Origin of the sequence: Streptomyces sp. NPDC052225 (assembly GCF_040679615.1) — a bacterium.
Lineage (GTDB): Bacteria > Actinomycetota > Actinomycetes > Streptomycetales > Streptomycetaceae > Streptomyces.
The window spans coordinates 84,863-101,291 of the sequence record NZ_JBFAVD010000010.1; the positions used below are offsets into that span (position 1 = coordinate 84,863).

Annotated in this window: 15 protein-coding genes; 9 read left to right on the forward strand and 6 right to left on the reverse strand. The window is 71.6% G+C overall.

The window, feature by feature from the left end; all coding sequences use genetic code 11:
• Positions 1 to 25 precede the first annotated feature (25 nt).
• Together AB0L37_RS17160 and AB0L37_RS17165 are read left to right on the forward strand one after the other, a co-directional pair.
• A complete protein-coding gene (locus AB0L37_RS17160; RefSeq protein ID WP_365505266.1) occupies positions 26 to 586 on the forward strand; it encodes a YbaK/EbsC family protein in 561 nt (186 codons plus the stop codon).
• 104 nt (positions 587 to 690) lie between these two features.
• Positions 691 to 1,326, forward strand: coding sequence for a serine/threonine-protein kinase (locus tag AB0L37_RS17165; RefSeq protein ID WP_365505268.1), 636 nt, complete (start codon positions 691 to 693; stop codon positions 1,324 to 1,326).
• Positions 1,327 to 1,369: 43 nt separating this feature from the next.
• Here the strand turns inward: AB0L37_RS17165 and AB0L37_RS17170 are convergent, their stop codons facing one another.
• Positions 1,370 to 2,428 carry a LacI family DNA-binding transcriptional regulator gene (locus AB0L37_RS17170; protein ID WP_365505270.1) on the reverse strand — a complete coding sequence of 353 codons (1,059 nt, stop codon included), beginning with the start codon at positions 2,426 to 2,428 and terminating at the stop codon, positions 1,370 to 1,372.
• A gap of 201 nt (positions 2,429 to 2,629) precedes the next feature.
• Here AB0L37_RS17170 and AB0L37_RS17175 point away from each other — a divergent pair, with 201 nt between their 5' ends.
• From AB0L37_RS17175 to AB0L37_RS17205, 7 genes are all read left to right on the forward strand, one after another.
• On the forward strand, positions 2,630 to 3,556 hold the full coding sequence (locus AB0L37_RS17175; RefSeq protein WP_365505272.1) for a sugar ABC transporter permease: 927 nt from the start codon (positions 2,630 to 2,632) through the stop codon (positions 3,554 to 3,556).
• Between the two features lie 6 nt (positions 3,557 to 3,562).
• Positions 3,563 to 4,498, forward strand: a complete 936-nt coding sequence (locus AB0L37_RS17180) for a carbohydrate ABC transporter permease (protein WP_365505274.1) — start codon at positions 3,563 to 3,565, stop codon at positions 4,496 to 4,498.
• Between the two features lie 66 nt (positions 4,499 to 4,564).
• Positions 4,565 to 5,905, forward strand: coding sequence for a sugar ABC transporter substrate-binding protein (locus AB0L37_RS17185; protein WP_365505276.1), 1,341 nt, complete (start codon positions 4,565 to 4,567; stop codon positions 5,903 to 5,905).
• A 37-nt stretch (positions 5,906 to 5,942) separates the two neighbouring features.
• A complete protein-coding gene (locus AB0L37_RS17190; protein WP_365505278.1) occupies positions 5,943 to 7,991 on the forward strand; it encodes a beta-galactosidase in 2,049 nt (682 codons plus the stop codon).
• A 56-nt stretch (positions 7,992 to 8,047) separates the two neighbouring features.
• Positions 8,048 to 10,075: an RICIN domain-containing protein gene (locus AB0L37_RS17195; protein WP_365505280.1), complete on the forward strand. Its 2,028-nt coding sequence runs from the start codon at positions 8,048 to 8,050 to the stop codon at positions 10,073 to 10,075.
• 103 nt (positions 10,076 to 10,178) lie between these two features.
• Positions 10,179 to 11,027, forward strand: coding sequence for a class I SAM-dependent methyltransferase (locus tag AB0L37_RS17200; protein WP_365505282.1), 849 nt, complete (start codon positions 10,179 to 10,181; stop codon positions 11,025 to 11,027).
• Between the two features lie 4 nt (positions 11,028 to 11,031).
• On the forward strand, positions 11,032 to 11,940 hold the full coding sequence (locus AB0L37_RS17205) for an NAD(P)-dependent oxidoreductase (RefSeq protein WP_365505284.1): 909 nt from the start codon (positions 11,032 to 11,034) through the stop codon (positions 11,938 to 11,940).
• Here the strand turns inward: AB0L37_RS17205 and AB0L37_RS17210 are convergent.
• From AB0L37_RS17210 to AB0L37_RS17230, 5 genes are all read right to left on the reverse strand, one after another.
• Positions 11,937 to 12,815, reverse strand: a complete 879-nt coding sequence (locus AB0L37_RS17210) for a DUF4232 domain-containing protein (RefSeq protein WP_365505286.1) — start codon at positions 12,813 to 12,815, stop codon at positions 11,937 to 11,939. The genes AB0L37_RS17205 and AB0L37_RS17210 overlap by 4 nt on opposite strands.
• A gap of 67 nt (positions 12,816 to 12,882) precedes the next feature.
• Positions 12,883 to 13,152 carry a hypothetical protein gene (locus tag AB0L37_RS17215; RefSeq protein ID WP_365505288.1) on the reverse strand — a complete coding sequence of 90 codons (270 nt, stop codon included), beginning with the start codon at positions 13,150 to 13,152 and terminating at the stop codon, positions 12,883 to 12,885.
• A 35-nt stretch (positions 13,153 to 13,187) separates the two neighbouring features.
• Positions 13,188 to 13,595, reverse strand: coding sequence for a CoA-binding protein (locus AB0L37_RS17220; protein ID WP_365505290.1), 408 nt, complete (start codon positions 13,593 to 13,595; stop codon positions 13,188 to 13,190).
• Between the two features lie 65 nt (positions 13,596 to 13,660).
• Positions 13,661 to 14,602: an aldo/keto reductase gene (locus tag AB0L37_RS17225; RefSeq protein ID WP_365505293.1), complete on the reverse strand. Its 942-nt coding sequence runs from the start codon at positions 14,600 to 14,602 to the stop codon at positions 13,661 to 13,663.
• Positions 14,599 to 16,395: a hypothetical protein gene (locus tag AB0L37_RS17230; RefSeq protein ID WP_365505295.1), complete on the reverse strand. Its 1,797-nt coding sequence runs from the start codon at positions 16,393 to 16,395 to the stop codon at positions 14,599 to 14,601. Before AB0L37_RS17230 ends, AB0L37_RS17225 begins: the two co-directional genes overlap by 4 nt.
• Between the last annotated feature and the right edge of the window lie 34 nt (positions 16,396 to 16,429).

The following is a 16,429-nucleotide window of genomic DNA, read 5'->3' on the forward strand; positions in this document are numbered from 1 at the left end:
GCACGGCGGCTGTTAGCGTGCCGCCATGCGCGCACCCATCGGCTCCTTCGACCACGTCCTCCCGGCCCCCGAAGCCCTCGACCTGCTCACCCGCCCCGTCGCGGACGCCGTACGGCAGTGGAGCGGCTCGGTGCCCGCGCAGGACCTGATCCATGTCGACACCGACCCGCAGTGGGCCGACACCGCCACGTTCGTCGAGCACTACGGGCCCGAACTCCTCGCCCAGTCGGCGAACTGCGTGGTCGTCGCGGGCAAGCGCGGCGGCGAGTCGACCCTCGCCGCGTGCGTCGTCCTGTCCACGACGAAGGTCGACGTGAACGGCACCGTGCGCCGCCAACTCGGCGCCCGCAAGGTCTCGTTCGCCTCCATGGACACCGCGATCGGCGAGACCGGCATGGAGTACGGCGGCGTCACCCCGATCGGACTGCCCGCCGCCTGGCCGGTCCTCGTCGACGCGGCCGTCGCCGACCTGCCGTACGTCCTCATCGGCAGCGGCACCCGGCGCGGCAAGCTCATCGTCCCGGGCAAGGCACTGGCCGAGCTGCCGGGGGCCGTGGTCATCGAAGGGCTCGGCGTCACGGTCTGAGGGCCGCACCAGATGTGAAGGTGTGCGGCGGCGGACGTTTCCCGCACGCCGCGCGACTCGTCATTCCCCCGTGGACGGCGTGGTCGACATCGGGGGTGACGGTGGTGCGCGAGGCGATACCGGGCGCGGTCATCGGTGGACGGTACCGCCTGGACGAGGCGCTGGGGCGGGGCGGCTTCGGAGTCGTCCGGCGCGCCCGCGACCTTGAACTCGGTGCCGGGGTCGCCGTCAAAGAGGTGCATCTGCCGGACTCGGACTGGCCCCAGGAGCGGGCCTCCCGCCCGGCGCGGGCCCGGCGGGAGGCCCGTGACGCGGCCTCGCTGCGCGAGCATCCGCACATCGTGCCCGTGTACGACCTGGTCACCGAGGACGACCGGCCGTGGATGGTGATGCGACTCGTCCAGGGCCGGTCGATGGCCCAACGCCTCGCGGACCGGGGGCCGTTGACGCCGGCGGAGGCGATCAGCGCGGCGCGCTGCCTGCTGTCCGCGCTGGAGGCCGCGCACGCCGCGGGCATCGTCCACCGCGACGTCAAGCCGGCCAACGCGATGACGACCGACCGCGGCGACATCCTGCTCACCGACTTCGGGATCGCCCGGGTGAAGGGCGCCGGGCCCCGCGGCCTCGTCACGATCCAGGACGTCTGCGCGGCGGAAGGGCGCGGAGCGGCCACGAAGAGCCCCCCGGCCCGCCGCAGAGCCACTCCTGGATCGGGTGGCTGCTGCTCGTCGGGTTCCTGATCTGGATCATGTACGGGGTCGCGAACGGCTGAGGGACGCGCCCTCAGCCGCGCGGCACCGGACCCGTACTCTCCCGCACCACCAGCCGCGTCGGCACCAGCGTCGTCCCCCGCTCCTCCTCGCTCTCCCGCACCTGCCGCAGGGCGCTCTCGACGCAGCGGCGGCCGACCTCCGCGAAGTCCTGGTGGACCGTGGTGAGCGGGGGGAGGAACGAGCCGGATTCCGGGATGTCGTCGAAGCCGATCACCGAGACGTCCTCGGGGACGCGGCGGCCGCGCTCGTTCAGGGCGCGCAGCAGGCCGAGCGCCATCTGGTCGTTGGCCGCGAACACCGCTGTGCAGTCGGGGTGCCCCGCAAGTTCCAGGCCCGCCCGGTAGCCGGACTCCGCCGACCAGTCGCCCCGGACGAGCGGGGGCGGCGTGCGGCCCGCCTCCTCAAGTGCCGTACGCCACGCGTCCGTTCGGCGCTGCGCCGCGTACGACTCGTCGGGGCCCGCGAGGTGCCAGACCGTGTCGTGGCCGAGGTCGAGGAGGTGGCGTACGGCGTCGCGCGTGCCGCCCGCCTGGTCCGTGTCCACCACCGCGTACCGGTCACCGGCGTCGGAGTCCGCGACCACGACCTTGACGTGCGGCGGCAGCGAAAGCCGTGCGGAGTCCAGGAGATGGACCTCCATGATGACGATGACCGCGTCGACCGCGAGCTCGCCGAGGCGGGAGAACGCGCCGCGCACCTCGTCCTGCGTCGGCACCGCGACCGGGAGCAGCGTCACCGCGTACCCCTCGTGCGCGGCGGACGTCGCGATGGCCTCCAGGGTGCGGACGTTGCCCGTCGTCGCGAGCGTGAAGGTGATCACGCCGATGGTGCGGAAATCGCCCCGCTTGAGGGCCCTGGCCGCGCTGTTGGGCCGGTAGCCCAGCTCCTTCATCGCGGCGAGCACGCGCCCGCGGGTCTCCTCGTTGACACCGGGGAAGCCGTTCGCGACGCGGGAGACCGTCTGCGAGGAGACGCCGGCCACCCGCGCGACGTCCGCCATCGACGCGTTCTGTGTACGGCGCCGGCCGCCGGCCGTGCCCCGCGCCGGGCCCCTGTCCGTTGCTGTCACCGTCTCCCTCACCTGTCGTAAAAGGTCACGGTTCATGGTCCCGCACCGAGCGACCCTTGACCGTCGTCATCGGGGCAGTGTAGACATGCCGCCACCGAATGTTTACGTAAACATAACAGCCGCCGGTCCACCGTACGCGGCGATGTTCACGCAAACATCGAGGGCACCGAATCGCGAGCATGCACAAGCGAGGGACGCGAGATGACGACGCTTCAACCGACGGCGGCCACCGGACCCCGTCCGGCCGGGCCACCGGTGCGCAGGGCGCGCCGCTCCTGGACGGGATGGGGGTTCATCGGCCCCTTCGTCCTGGTCTTCGCGCTCGTCTTCCTGGCGCCGCTCGCGTACTCCGTGTACCTGAGCCTGTTCCGTACCCAACTCATCGGCGGCACCCGGTTCGTGGGCCTGGAGAACTACCAACAGGCCCTCCAGGACGCCCAGTTCTGGGACGGTGTCGCCCGCGTCGGGCTCTTCCTGCTCGTCCAGGTGCCGATCATGCTGGGCATCGCGCTGCTCGTCGCGCTCGCCATCGACAGCGGCCGCCTGTACGGCAAGGACTTCTTCCGGATATCCGTCTTCCTGCCGTACGCCGTGCCCGCCGTCGTCGCCACCCTGATGTGGGGCTTCATGTACGGGCCGCGCTTCGGTCTGGTCGGCGACATCAACGACGCGTTCGGCGTCTCGCTGCCCGACCCGCTCTCCTCCGACCTGATCCTCGCGTCCATCGGCAACATCGTGACCTGGGAGTTCGTCGGCTACAACATGCTGATCTTCTACGCCGCGCTGCGCGTCATCCCGCAGTCGCTGTACGAGGCGGCGGAGATCGACGGCGCAGGACAGTGGCGCGTCATCGCGTCGATCAAGCTCCCCGCGATCCGCGGCGCCCTCGTGATCGCCACGATCTTCTCGGTGATCGGCAGCTTCCAGCTCTTCAACGAGCCCGCGATCCTCCAGAAGCTCGCGCCGAACGCCATCACCACGGACTACACCCCGAACTACTACACGTACTCGCTGTCCTTCTCCGGCCAGCAGCACAACTACTCCGCGACGGTCGCCATCGTCATGGGCGTCATCACCATGATCGTCGCCTACGTCGTCCAGCTGCGCGGCATGCGCAAGGGAGCGTGACCCCTCATGACTGGACCGACCACCGCCACCCGTCCCGCCGCGCCCCTGAAGTCGCCGGCGCCGCGGCTGCGCACCCCGCGCCGCCCGCACAGCCCGAGCCGACCCAAGCGCAGCGTCCTGCTGACCGTGCTCACCGCCGTCGTCCTCGTCTACAGCCTGCTGCCGCTGCTGTGGCTGGTGCTCAGCGCCACCAAGTCCCAGGAGGGCCTGTCCCGTTCGTTCGGCCTCTGGTTCGACCGCGACTTCGACCTGTGGCACAACATCAGTGAGACCTTCACGTACCAGGACGGCGTCTTCCTGCGCTGGTTCCTCAACACCCTGATGTACGTGGTGGTGGGCGCGGGCGGCGCGACGTTCCTGGCCGTGCTCGGCGGTTACGCGCTCGCCAAGTTCCAGTTCCCCGGCAAGCGGGCCGTGTTCGCCGTCGTCATCGGGGCGGTCGCGGTGCCGACGACGGCACTCGCCGTGCCGACCTTCCTGATGTTCAGCAAGATCGGTCTGACCGACACCCCGTGGGCCGTCATCATCCCGTCGCTGATCTCGCCGTTCGGGCTGTATCTGATGTGGGTGTTCGCCACCGAGGCGATCCCCACCGAGCTGATGGAGGCCGCCCGGATCGACGGCGCGAGCGAACTGCGCACCTTCTTCCAGGTCGCCCTGCCGCTGCTCGCGCCCGGCACGGTCACCGTCCTGCTCTTCACCACGGTCGCGACCTGGAACAACTACTTCCTGCCGCTGATCATGCTGAAGGACCCCGACTGGTACCCGCTGACCCTCGGCCTCGACGCCTGGAACAAGCAGGCCCAGACCGCCGGCGGCCAGGCCGTCTTCAACCTGGTCGTCACCGGATCGCTGCTCACGATCGTGCCGCTGATCGCCGCCTTCCTGTCGCTCCAGAAGTACTGGCAGTCGGGCCTGTCCGCAGGAAGCGTCAAGGAGTAGGCGCCCGCCGCTCACCTCTGCTGTTCACCACCCTCTGTAGGACCACGACGAAGTGGAAGCAACGCCATGCCCAAGCACTCCCGCCGCCTGCTGCGCGGCATAGGTCTCGTCGCCGCGCTCGCGCTCGGTGCCACCGCCTGCGGCGGCTCCGACGACGACAGCTCCGGCGACAAGAAGGTCGGCTCGTCCGACATCTCGGCCGCGCTGAAGAAGGGCGGCACCGTCACCGTGTGGGCGTGGGACCCCACGGTGAAGACCGTCGCCGCGCAGTTCGAGAAGAAGTACCCGAAGGTCACCGTGAAGGTGGTCAACGCGGGCACCGGCAACGATCAGTACAAGGCCCTGACGAACGCCATCTCGGCGAAGAAGGGCGTCCCGGACGTCGCGCAGGTCGAGTACTACGCCATCGGCCAGTACGCGCTGACCAAGGGCATCACCGACCTGAAGGCGTACGGCGCCGGCAAGCTCGACGGCACGTACTCGCCCGGTCCGTGGAACGCGGTGCAGGCCGACGGCGGCATCTACGGCCTGCCCCTGGACTCGGGCCCGATGGCGCTCTTCTACAACAAGAAGGTCTTCGACAAGTACAAGATCGCCGTCCCCACGACGTGGGAGGAGTACGTCGAGGCGGGCCGCAAGCTGCACAAGGCCAACCCCAAGGCGTACATCACCAGCGACACCGGTGACGCGGGTCTGACCACCAGCCTTCTGTGGCAGGCCGGTTCGCGCCCGTACAAGGTCGACGGTACGAAGGTCGGCATCGACTTCTCCGACGCGGGCGCCAAGAAGTACACGGACACCTGGCAGAAGCTGATCGACGAGAAGCTCGTGGCACCCGTCAGCGGCTGGACCGACGACTGGTACAAGGGCCTCGGCGACGGCACCATCGCCACGCTGCCCACCGGCGCGTGGATGCCCGGCAACTTCGCCACCGGCGTGAAGAACGCCGCCGGCGACTGGCGCGTCGCCCCGATGCCGCAGTGGGCCAAGGGCGAGAACAAGAGCGCGGAGAACGGCGGCAGCTCCCTCGCCATGCCGACGCTCGGCAAGAACAAGGAACTCGGCTACGCCTTCACCGAGTTCGCGGCGGCCGGAGCGGGCGTGCAGACCCGCATCGACGGCGGCGCCTTCCCGGCGACCACCAAGGACCTGAACTCGCAGAAGTTCCAGGACACGCCGTTCCCGTACTTCGGCGGCCAGAAGGCCAACAAGATCTTCGCCGACTCCGCGAAGGCCGTACCCGCCGACTGGAAGTACCTGCCGTACCAGGTGTACGCCAACTCGATCTTCAACGACACCGTCGGCAAGGCCTACATCTCCGGCACCAAGCTCTCCGCCGGCCTGACGTCGTGGCAGGACGCGTCCGTGAAGTACGGCAACGAGCAGGGCTTCACCGTCGAGAAGTAGCCCGGCCGCTCAACCCAGCACCCCTGGAAGGACCTTGATGACCGCCCCCCGCACCTCCCGTTTCCCGTACGCGAAGGGCCCCGACGGCGCCCGCCGGATCGGCTACGGCGCCGACTACAACCCCGAGCAGTGGCCGCGGGAGGTGTGGGAGGAGGACGTCCGGCTGATGCGCGCGGCCGGCGTGAACGTCGTCTCCCTGGCGATCTTCTCCTGGGCGCGCCTCCAACCGACCGCCGACACCTGGGACTTCGCCTGGCTCGACGACGTGATGGACCTGCTGCACGCGGGCGGCATCGGCGTCGACCTCGCCACGGCGACCGCGTCCCCGCCGCCGTGGCTGACCACCGCGCACCCGGAGATCCTGCCGGTGACCGCGACCGGCGAGACGCTGTGGCCGGGCGCCCGCCAGCACTGGCGGCCCACGTCGCCCGTCTTCCGCGAGCACGCGCTGCGTCTCGTACGGGAACTCGCGACGCGGTACGCCGACCACCCGGCGCTCGTCGCCTGGCACGTCAACAACGAGCTGGGCTGCCACAACGTCTACGACTACTCCGACGATGCCGCCCGCGCCTTCCGCGACTGGCTGCGCCGCCGCTACACCACGCTCGCATCCCTCAACCACGCCTGGGGAACGGCCTTCTGGTCGCAGCGCTACAGCGACTGGGAGCAGATCCTGCCGCCCCGCCTCGCCGCCTCGCACCCCAACCCGACCCAGCAGCTCGACTTCAAGCGGTTCTCGTCGGACGCGCTCAAGGACCATCTGCTGGCCGAGCGCGACCTGCTGCGCGAACTGACCCCGGACGTCCCCGTCACCACCAACTTCATGGTGATGCCCGGCACCAAGGGCATGGACTACGCGGACTGGGCGACCGAGGTGGACTTCGTCGCCAACGACCACTACGTGATCCCGGGCCCGCAGGACCGCGACGAGCTGTCCTTCTCCGCCAACCTGACGAGCGGCATCGCGGGCCACCACCCGTGGTTCCTGATGGAGCACTCCACCAGCGCCGTCAACTGGCAGCCCGTCAACCTGCCCAAGAAGCCCGGGGAGTTGGCCCGCGACTCGCTGCTGCACGTGGCGCACGGCGCCGACGCCGTCTGCTTCTTCCAGTGGCGCCAGTCCGCCGCCGGAGCCGAGAAGTACCACTCGGCGATGGTGCCGCACGCCGGTGAGGACAGCGAACTCTTCCGCTCCGTCGTGGAGTTGGGCCGCACCCTTGAGGCGCTCGCGCCGCTCGCCGGGTCCGTGCGCGAACGCGCCCGCGTGGCCGTCCTGTTCGACTGGGACTCGTGGTGGACCAGCGAGCAGGACTCGCACCCCACCTCGCGCCTCGACTACCACCAAGAGGCCCTCGACTGGTACTCGGCGCTGCTGCGCCTGGGCATCCGCGCCGACATCGTGCCCGTGGACCGCACGGACCTGTCCTCGTACGACGTCGTGATCGCGCCCGTCCTGCACGTCGTGCCGCAGCCGCTCGCCAAGGAGCTCACCCGGTACGTGGAGTGCGGCGGCCACCTCGTCACCACGTACTTCTCCGGCGTCGTCGACGAGAACGACCACATCTGGCTCGGCGGGCACCCCGGCGCCCTGCGCGAGCTGCTCGGCCTGCGCATCGAGGAGTTCGGGCCGCTGCTCGACGGCGACACCGTCGCCCTCGACAACGGGGTGTCGGGCAGCCTGTGGACCGACCGGATCGAGGTCGCGGCGCCCGACGTCGAGGTGCTCGCCCGCTACCGCACCGGCCTGTACGCCTCCCGCCCGGCCGTCACGCGCCGTACGACGGCCCGCGGTTCGGCGTCGTACGTCTCCACGCGACTCGGCGCCGACGGTCTCGCCGCCCTGCTGCCGCAGCTGCTCGAACCGGCCGGCGTCGTCAGCGAACTCCCCGAGAGCGCACGGGGATCGGTCGAGCTCGTCGTCCGCAAGGACGCCGACGCCCGCTACCTCTTCCTGGTCAACCGCGGCGAGGAGAGCGTGCCGCTGCCCGGGATCGACGGCGACCTGCTCGTCGGCCGCCCGGCCGACGGCGACGGGATCGTCCTGGCACCCCGCGAGGTCGTCGTCCTGCGCCGCCCCGCCCGCTGACCACTGCCGTACGCACCACCGACTCACCACCCACACAACGACGTTGGGAGCACACGTTGGCGCGCTTGAATCGCAGACGGTTCCTCGGGCTCGCCGCCGCCACGGCGGCGGCCGCCGGAACCCAGCTCTCTTTCGCCCGGCTCGCCGCCGCGGCCACGACGAGCGTCACCCTCACCCCCGACCCCTCGTACGCGCACGAGCGGTTCGAGGGCTGGGGCACCAGCCTCGTCTGGTTCGCGAACGCCACCGGGCACTACCCGGACGAGATCCGCGAGCGGATCGCCGACCTGGTCTTCGGCCGTGACGGGCTCAACCTGAACATAGCCCGCTACAACATAGGCGGCGGCAACGCCCCTGACGTGAAGGACTACTTGAGGCCCGGCGGCGCCGTCGAGGGCTGGTGGAAGGCGCCCGAGGGCACGACCCGCGACGACACCGACTGGTGGGACCCGGCGAACCCGGACCACTGGAACGAGGACGCGGACGCCACCCAGCGCTGGTGGGTGGACCGCATCAAGGACGGCATCACCCACTGGGAGACGTTCTCCAACTCGGCGCCCTACTTCATGACGGTCAGCGGCTATGTCTCCGGCGGCTTCGACGCGTCGAAGGACCAGCTGAAGGAGGCGTCCGTCGACGCGTTCGCCGCCTACCTGGCCGGGGCGACCCGCCGCCTGGAGCGCGCGCACGGCATCACGGTCGCCACCGTCGACCCGTGCAACGAGCCCAACACCAACTACTGGGGCACCAAGTTGGGCGCCGACGGCGAGCCGACCGGCGGCCGGCAGGAGGGCTGCCACATCGGCCCCGCCCTCCAGCAGAAGGTGATCCCCGCACTCGACGCCGCACTGCGCACGGCCGGGACCCGCGCCGTCGTCTCCGCGATGGACGAGACCAACCCGACCACCTTCACCACGAACTGGACCAGCTACCCGACCGCGGTGAAGGACCTCGTCGGGCAGATGAACGTCCACACGTACGGGACCGGCGGCCGCACCAGCGTCCGCGACCTCGCCAAGGCGGCGGACAAGCCGCTGTGGATGAGCGAGGTCGAGGGCGACTGGGGCGACGGGCAGTCCTTCACCGACATGCGTCCCGGGCTCGGCCTCGCCCAGCACATCGTCGACGACCTGCGCGAACTTGAGCCCACCGCCTGGGTGTTCTGGCAGCCGGTCGAGGACTACGACAACATGAAGCCCGGCGGCGAGTCGGCCAAGGGCGGCAACTGGGGCGAGATCCAGGTCTCCTTCAGCGCCGGTGCCGACGACACCCTGGAGACCTGCCCGGTCCACACGAACACCAAGTTCGACACCGCCCGGAACTTCACGCACTACATCCGGCCCGGCGACCGGCTCGTCAAGGTCGGCGACACCAACAGCGCCGCGGCCGTGACCCGGTCCGGGCAGGGCGCCACCGTCGTGCACGTCAACAGCACGGCCGACAGCCGTACCGTCACGCTCGACCTGTCCAAGTTCGGTTCCGTACGCGCGGACGCGACCGTCACACCGGTCGTGACCAGCCCCGACGGCAAGCTCGCCGCACGGGCCCCGCTCGCGGTGACCGGCAGGTCCGTCGTCTGCACGGTGCCCGCGCAGTCGGTCACCACGTTCGTGATCAAGGGTGTGTCGGGGGTCGCGAAGGACGCGGCGACGCTGCGGCACGGCCGCACGTACGAACTCACGGGCGTGCAGAGCGGCAAGGACCTCACCGTCGCCGACGACGGCACGAAGCTCGTCATCAGGGCCGCCGCGGGGAGCGCCGGTCAGCGGTGGCGGCTCGCGCAGATCAGCGGGGACGGCGCCGCCAACCGCAAGCGGTACGTGTTCACCAGCGCCGTCGGCGGCAAGCGGCTCGCCGTGCGTGACGACGTCCCGGTGGTCGAGCCCGACACCGACGAGCGGGACGCCGCGACGCGGTGGATCCTGTCGACGACCGGCGACGGCACGTACACGCTCGTCAACGCGGGGACCGGCAAGGTCCTCGAGGTCGGCGGGCAGGCCACCGGCGACGGCGCCGCCGTCACGACGTGGCAGCCCAACTCCGGTGCGAACCAGCGCTGGAGGGTCACCGACGTGACCGCGTAGTGCGCGCGGGGAGGGGCCGGCCGAGCGGTCCGGCCCCTCCCCGTACATCCGGACGGCACCACAGGCGCGTGACGTCCCGCGCGGCCGTTCGTAGTCTGCCGGGATGACCTCCGAGACCTCCGCCGCGGACCGAGAGCGGCTGCGCCGCACCTTCACCGAGGACGCCGAACTCTACGACCGGATGCGCCCCGGCTACCCGCCGCGCATGTACGACGACCTCGCCGAGCTCGCCGGGACGGGCCCCGGATGCCGGGTCCTGGAGATCGGCTGCGGCACCGGGAAGGCGACCGTGCCCCTGGCCGAACAGGGATGCCGCGTCGTCGGCGTCGAACTCGGCGCGGAGATGGCCGCCGTGGCCCGGCGACGCCTCGCGGGCCACCCCGACGTCGAGATCCACGTCGCCGCGTTCGAGGAGTGGCCGCTGCCGCCCGAGCCGTTCGACGTCGTCCTCGCGGCGACAGCGTTCACCTGGATCGACCCTGCCGTCCGCGTGGCCAGGTCCGCTGACGCGCTGCGCCCCGGCGGTGTCCTCGCCACCGTCGCGACGCACCACATCAAGGGCGGCACCGAGGACTTCTTCGTCGCGGCGCAGGACTGCTACGAACGGTTCGACCCGTCGACGCCGCCCGGCCTGCGCCTCAGGCCGGCCGCCGACATCCCGTACGACAGCGCGGAGTCCGGGGGCCGCAGTACGGATCTGAAGAGCGGCGCGGCACCCGGATCCGACCGCTCCGAGCCACCCGTCTTCCACCGCTACGAGTGGGACGCGACGTACACCACGGAGCAGTACCTGGGACTCCTGTGCACCTACTCGGGACACCGCGCCCTCGACCCCGAGGCGCGCACCGGGCTCCTCGACGCCCTCGGCCGCCTCATCGACCGCGACTTCGGCGGCACGATCACCAAGCGGTACCTCACAGAATTGCGGACCGCCCGCAGGCACCTAGGGTGACGGCATGAGCGAGAAGCTGACCGTAAGCGTCCTCGGGACCGGCATCATGGGCGCCGCGATGGCCCGCAACATCGCGCGCGCCGGGCACTCCGTACGGGCCTGGAACCGCAGCCGCGACAAGGCCGAACCGCTGGCCGCCGACGGCATCCACGTCACCGACACCCCGGCCGAGGCCGTGACCGGCGCCGATGTCGTCCTGACCATGCTGTACGACGGTCCCGCCGCCCTCGACGTGATGCGCCGGGCCGCGGACGGACTGCGGCCCGGAGCCGCCTGGATCCAGTCGACCACGGCGGGCCTCGACGGCCTGGAGGAGCTGGCCGCGTTCGCCGCCGACCAGGGCCTCGTCCTCTTCGACGCCCCGGTCCTCGGCACCCGCCAGCCCGCCGAGGCCGGACAGCTCCTCGTGCTCGCGGCGGGCCCGAGCGAGCACCGGGACGCCGTGCTGCCCGTCCTCGACGCGGTCGCCGCGCGCATCGTGTGGACGGGCGAGGACGGCGCGGCGGGCAGCGCGACCCGGCTGAAGCTGGTCGCAAACAGCTGGGTCCTCGCGGCCACGAGCGCGGCCGGCGAGGTCCTCGCGCTCGCGCAGGCGCTCGGCGTGGACCCGCAGCAGTTCTTCGACGCCATCGCGGGCGGCGGCCTCGACCTGCCGTACCTGCGGATGAAGGCGGGCATGGTCCTCGACGACAAGCTGACCCCGGCCCAGTTCGCCGTGGACACCGCCGCGAAGGACGCCCGCCTCATCGTCGAGGCGGGCCGCGCGAACGGGGTCCGCCTCGACGTCGCCGAGGCCAGCGCCGCCCGCATGGCCCGCGCGTCCGAACTCGGCCACGGCGACGAGGACATGGCCGCCGCGTACTACGCCTCGTTCGACGCGCGGGACGAGAAGCGGGAGGGCAGCCAGGGCTAGTCCGTCGGAACCGGGGTTCCCGCCTCCTTCCAGGCCGTGACCCCGAGCTTCCCGGTGGTGCCGAGGTCGAGGTGCGGGGTGACCGTCACGGGAGCGGCGCCCGCCTTCGCCCGGACCCGCACGTAGGGCACGTCCACCGCGTCCCCGAACCCGGTGGTGTTGCGCCAGACCAGGCTCGCTGTCGCCGACTCGCCGGGCCGCAGCGTGACGCGGTGCGGTGGCGTGTCCGACGCGAGGGCGGTGCTGATCTCGCTGCTCCCGTCGAGGATCTCGACGCCGGTGACGGGTGCGCGGTCGTCGTCGAGGAGTTCGAGGAGCGGGTAGCCGTCGACCGTGTACTCCCGCGTCCCGCAGTTGTCGAGGTGCAGCCCCACGACGCGCAGCCCCATGGCCGCGTCCCCCCGGTCGGCGCTCACCCGTACCCCGGATTCGGGGCAGCTCCCCGACGCGGCCGGAGCCTCGCCCGCCGGAACCTTGGTCACCTCAAGCACCTCGGCCCGCGTGATGCGCGGCGCGCCGGGCGGCAGCGCGCCCGCCCGCACCGTGCCCCGCACGGTCTTCCCGGGGCCGACGTCCCGTACGGCCGCGGTCTCATTGCCGACGGCGCCACCGGCACTGTCCGCGAACGTGACCACGACGGAGTAGGTCAGGGACTCGGTGCCGTCATTGGTGACCTCGTACCCCGCGACGCCCTCCGGAAGGTCGAGCGAGGTGATCCGCACACCGTCCTTGCCGGGGTCGTCGACCGTCGCGCCGGCCGACGGCGTGGCGGCTCGGCCCCCGACGCCGGAACTCTGCGGGCGCTCGGTCCCGCAGGCGGTCAGGAGCAGGGCCGTCGCGGCGAGAACGGGCAGCGCGTGTACGGATCTTCGCATGCGGCCACCTCACCAGGGCGCGGTCGGCGGGGCGGTGACGGAGGCCATAGTTCCGGCTACAGGCGTGTCACAAGTGACTCCACTGACGCCAACGAGCCGACGGCGCCTCGCACTCGCCCGCCCGCACCTTCTTCCAGTACGCCTGCTCATTGAGCTCGCGCACGGTCCACCGCTTCCCGTCCCTGTCGGGCATGGGGTTGCCGTCCTTGTCGGCCCAGACGGCGACGCGGACGTCGCACTCGGGGCGCACGGTCTGCGTGGCGTACCACGCGGCGGCGGCGAGGCAGACCATGGCGCAACAGGCCGCCGCTGTTCGGGAGTTGATCTTGTGTCTCACTCGCGCATGGTACTGAGGGCGCCCGGGCGGCGGGGTCAGCCCAGCCGCGGGATCTCGATCGCCGGGCACTTGTCCATCACCATGTCGAGCCCCGCCTCCCGCGTCCGCGCATACGCCGCCTCGTCCACGACCCCGAGCTGGAACCACACCGCCTTCGCCCCGGCCGCCACCGCCTCGTCCGCGACCGGTCCCGCGAGGTCGCTGTTGACGAAGACGTCCACCACGTCGACAGGGAAGGGGATGTCGGCGAGTGAGGCGTAGCCCTGTTCGCCGTGGACCGGCTCCGCCTTGGGGTGGACGGGGACGATGCGCTTGCCGAAGCGCTGGAGGACCTCCGCCACGCGGTACGCGGCGCGGGACCGGTTCGAGGAGAGGCCGACGACGGCCCAGGTGTCACCGCTGGCGGTGAGGATCTTGCGGACGGTTTCCTGGTCGCCGTACATGGGGGCCTCCTGGTGAAGGGGTGTCTGCGGTACTTCCAACCTTCCGCGCGGCGCCGGGATTCCTGTCAGGCGGTGTCAAGGACCTCCGAAGGGACGAAGCCTTCCGCCGCCAGGTGTCGCCACAGCTCGTCCGGGACCGGGAAGCGGGCGGCCGACGCGTTCGCCGTGACCTCGGCCGCCGAGCGGCAGCCGACGACGACCGAGGTGACGGCCGGGTGGAGGTACGGGAACTGGAGGGCCGCGGCGGGCAGCGGGACGTCGTACGCGGCGCACAGTTCCCGGGCCCGCCGCGCCCGGGCGAGGGCCGCGGGCGGGACCGGCCGGTAGTTGTACATGGCGTCCGGCGCCGGGTCCGCGAGCAGGCCCGTGTTGAAGACGCCGCCGACGACCACCGCCGTGCCCCGCGCCGCGCACAGCGGGAGCAGTGTGGGGAGCGCCTCGTGGTCGAGGAGCGAGAAGCGGCCCGCGATGAGCACCACGTCGACGTCGAACTCGGCCACGTACGCGGCCAGCGGCGCGCTGTGGTTCATGCCGAAGCCGATCGCCCGGATCAGGCCCTCCTCGCGCAGCCTGCGCACCGCCGGGTACGCGGTGCGGCGGATCTCGTCCGGATAGTGGTCGGGGTCGTGGAGGTAGAGGATGTCGACGCTGTCGCGGCCCAGGCGGGTCAGGCTCGACTCCAGGGACTCCCGGATGCCGCGCTCCGTCCAGTCGGTGACGACCTCGCCGGGGGAGCCGTCCGGGCGGGGGCGCAGCAGCCAGCCCGTCTTCGTGGAGATGACGGGGTGCGTGATGCCGGCCGGGCCGAGCAGTCGGCCGAGGCGTTCCTCGGCCTGGCCGTGGCCGTAGCGGGGCGCCGTGTCGAAGTACGTGATGCCCTCCGCGGCGGCGGCCTTCAGTGTGGCCGCCGCGTCCTCCTCGCCGACCTCCTCGAAGAGGCCGCCCAGGGGCGCGGTGCCGAGGCCGAGCCGGGGCAGGGTGAAGGGCAGCCGGGTGGTGGTCGTCATGCCGTCTCCCACGGGGAGGCCAGGGCCGCGCGGCCGGCGCGCAGCGTTATGGACAGGGTCAGCCGGAGGCGGGTGCGCGCGGGCAGGTCGACGCGGCAGTACGGGCCATCGGCCGGCTGCTCCGGGCCGTCGTCCACCCGCACCGACGTGACGTGGTGCTCGGCGAACGCGCCCGCTTGTACGAGCAGGGAGCGCGCCGCACCGCCGAGGTTGACCAGCTCGACGACCGTGTGCGCGGGCCGGATGTCGGTCACGAGCGCGGCGACGTCCGCCGGCAGGCCGGGACGGCGCGCGTCGGCGTCGTGGTAGCGGACGTGGAGATGGGTGAGGCCGCCGTTGTAGAGGACCTGCGGCGAGCCGGTCGTCAGCTGCAACAGGGCTTCCGTCACCACGGGGTTGAGGTGCTGCCAGTGGTGGATGTCCAGGACGCCGGGGCCGGTGGCCGGGTCGGTGGTGTCGTTCTCGATGGCCGCCACCCGCTCCGCACAGCTCGCGAGGGCGCTGCGCAGCATCCGCTCGGGGAAGCCGGGGTTGCGCCCGTGCAGGAACTCGTACCAGGGCTCCCCGTGTCCGGCCTCGTCCTTGATGCGCTGGGTGTGCACGGACGTCCAGTCCCACGAGGAACCGGCGCGCAGGGTCTCGATGCGCTCCCGGTCGGTCTCGTCGCGGCTGAAGTGCCAGAGTCCTACGGGGAGTTGGCCCGGCATGACCGTGTAGTCGAACCAGCCTGAGTCATTGTGGCGCTGCGGCACCATCAGGGTGCGCTCGCCCTCCATCGTGGCCAGATGCGGGTCCCAGCGCTCGCCGAGCGTCCCGCGTGCGTCGGGGGTGCGCTGCTCGGCGTGGCGCAGCACCGTGTCGAGCGGGTTGCGCGCCAGGTCGAGGAAGCCGCCGTCGCCGGTGAGGAGCGTCGCGTTGGCCGCGCCGACGAGGGTGGAGCTGGCGACGGGGGACAGGCCGTGCGGCCAGGACCAGCCGTAGTGGCCGCCGTACCAGCGGCCGTCGAGGTACTCGCCGACGACACCGTTCAGACCGGCGTTGTCGGGCACCACGTCACGGCCCTCAAGGCGCTCCCGCCACACGCCCACGTACTCGGCGACCCAGTCCGCGTACCGCTGCTCCCCGCTGAGCAGGAACGCGTGGGTGGCGAGCCCCGTGGACCCCAGGTTCGCGATCGTGTCGCCCCGCCCCATCCGGTCCCACATCGCCCGGCCGTACGCGCGGGCGAGCTCGGGGGACACGGCCAGCTGGTCGAAGGACGTGACACCGTCGAACCCGTCGAGCGGAAGCCCGTACGGATGCAGGGCCAGGCTCCACGGGAAGTACGGCTCCTCGTCACTGAACCCGAACCGGGGGCCCGCCGCGCCGTTGTGCGGGGCCCGCAGGACCCGGTGCACGGGGTCGTAGTTCGGTCCGCCGGGCAGGTACAAGTCGGCGAAGCGGCAGGCGAGTTCGCGCAGTTCGGGGTCGTCGGGGTCGGCCAGGCACAGGCCGTAGAAGAGGAGCAGGCCCTCGCCCTGGTGGAACCAGTCGTAGCCGCGCTCCAGGCCGTCGACGAGCATGCCCATCTCGGTGAGCTGCGCGGTGACCCCGCGCCAGTGCCGGCGGGCCGCCGTCAGCAACTCCGCGCTGCCGCCGAGGAGATACAGCGTCGGCCAGTTGAAGAACGCCTCGTAGAAGTCGTCCACGCCGTCCCGGCCGTCCATGCCCTCACCGAGCTCCTCGCGGAAGACGAGCCGGCCGTCGCCCTCGGTGTAGCGGTCGGCGAAGAGCCGCCACGCCTTGTCCTGCACGGCGAACAACTCCCGTTCCAGGAGGGCCCATCGG

Excerpts from the sequence above, each read along its gene's own strand:
- AB0L37_RS17185 (WP_365505276.1), top strand. The coding sequence starts at position 4,565 with ATGCCCAAGCACTCCCGCCGCCTGCTGCGCGGCATAGGTCTCGTCGCC.
- AB0L37_RS17225 (WP_365505293.1), bottom strand. The coding sequence starts at position 14,602 with ATGACGACCACCACCCGGCTGCCCTTCACCCTGCCCCGGCTCGGCCTC.
- AB0L37_RS17175 (WP_365505272.1), top strand. The coding sequence starts at position 2,630 with ATGACGACGCTTCAACCGACGGCGGCCACCGGACCCCGTCCGGCCGGG.
- AB0L37_RS17210 (WP_365505286.1), bottom strand. The coding sequence starts at position 12,815 with ATGCGAAGATCCGTACACGCGCTGCCCGTTCTCGCCGCGACGGCCCTG.
- AB0L37_RS17200 (WP_365505282.1), top strand. The coding sequence starts at position 10,179 with ATGACCTCCGAGACCTCCGCCGCGGACCGAGAGCGGCTGCGCCGCACC.
- AB0L37_RS17220 (WP_365505290.1), bottom strand. The coding sequence starts at position 13,595 with ATGTACGGCGACCAGGAAACCGTCCGCAAGATCCTCACCGCCAGCGGT.
- AB0L37_RS17190 (WP_365505278.1), top strand. The coding sequence starts at position 5,943 with ATGACCGCCCCCCGCACCTCCCGTTTCCCGTACGCGAAGGGCCCCGAC.
- AB0L37_RS17180 (WP_365505274.1), top strand. The coding sequence starts at position 3,563 with ATGACTGGACCGACCACCGCCACCCGTCCCGCCGCGCCCCTGAAGTCG.
- AB0L37_RS17160 (WP_365505266.1), top strand. The coding sequence starts at position 26 with ATGCGCGCACCCATCGGCTCCTTCGACCACGTCCTCCCGGCCCCCGAA.
- AB0L37_RS17205 (WP_365505284.1), top strand. The coding sequence starts at position 11,032 with ATGAGCGAGAAGCTGACCGTAAGCGTCCTCGGGACCGGCATCATGGGC.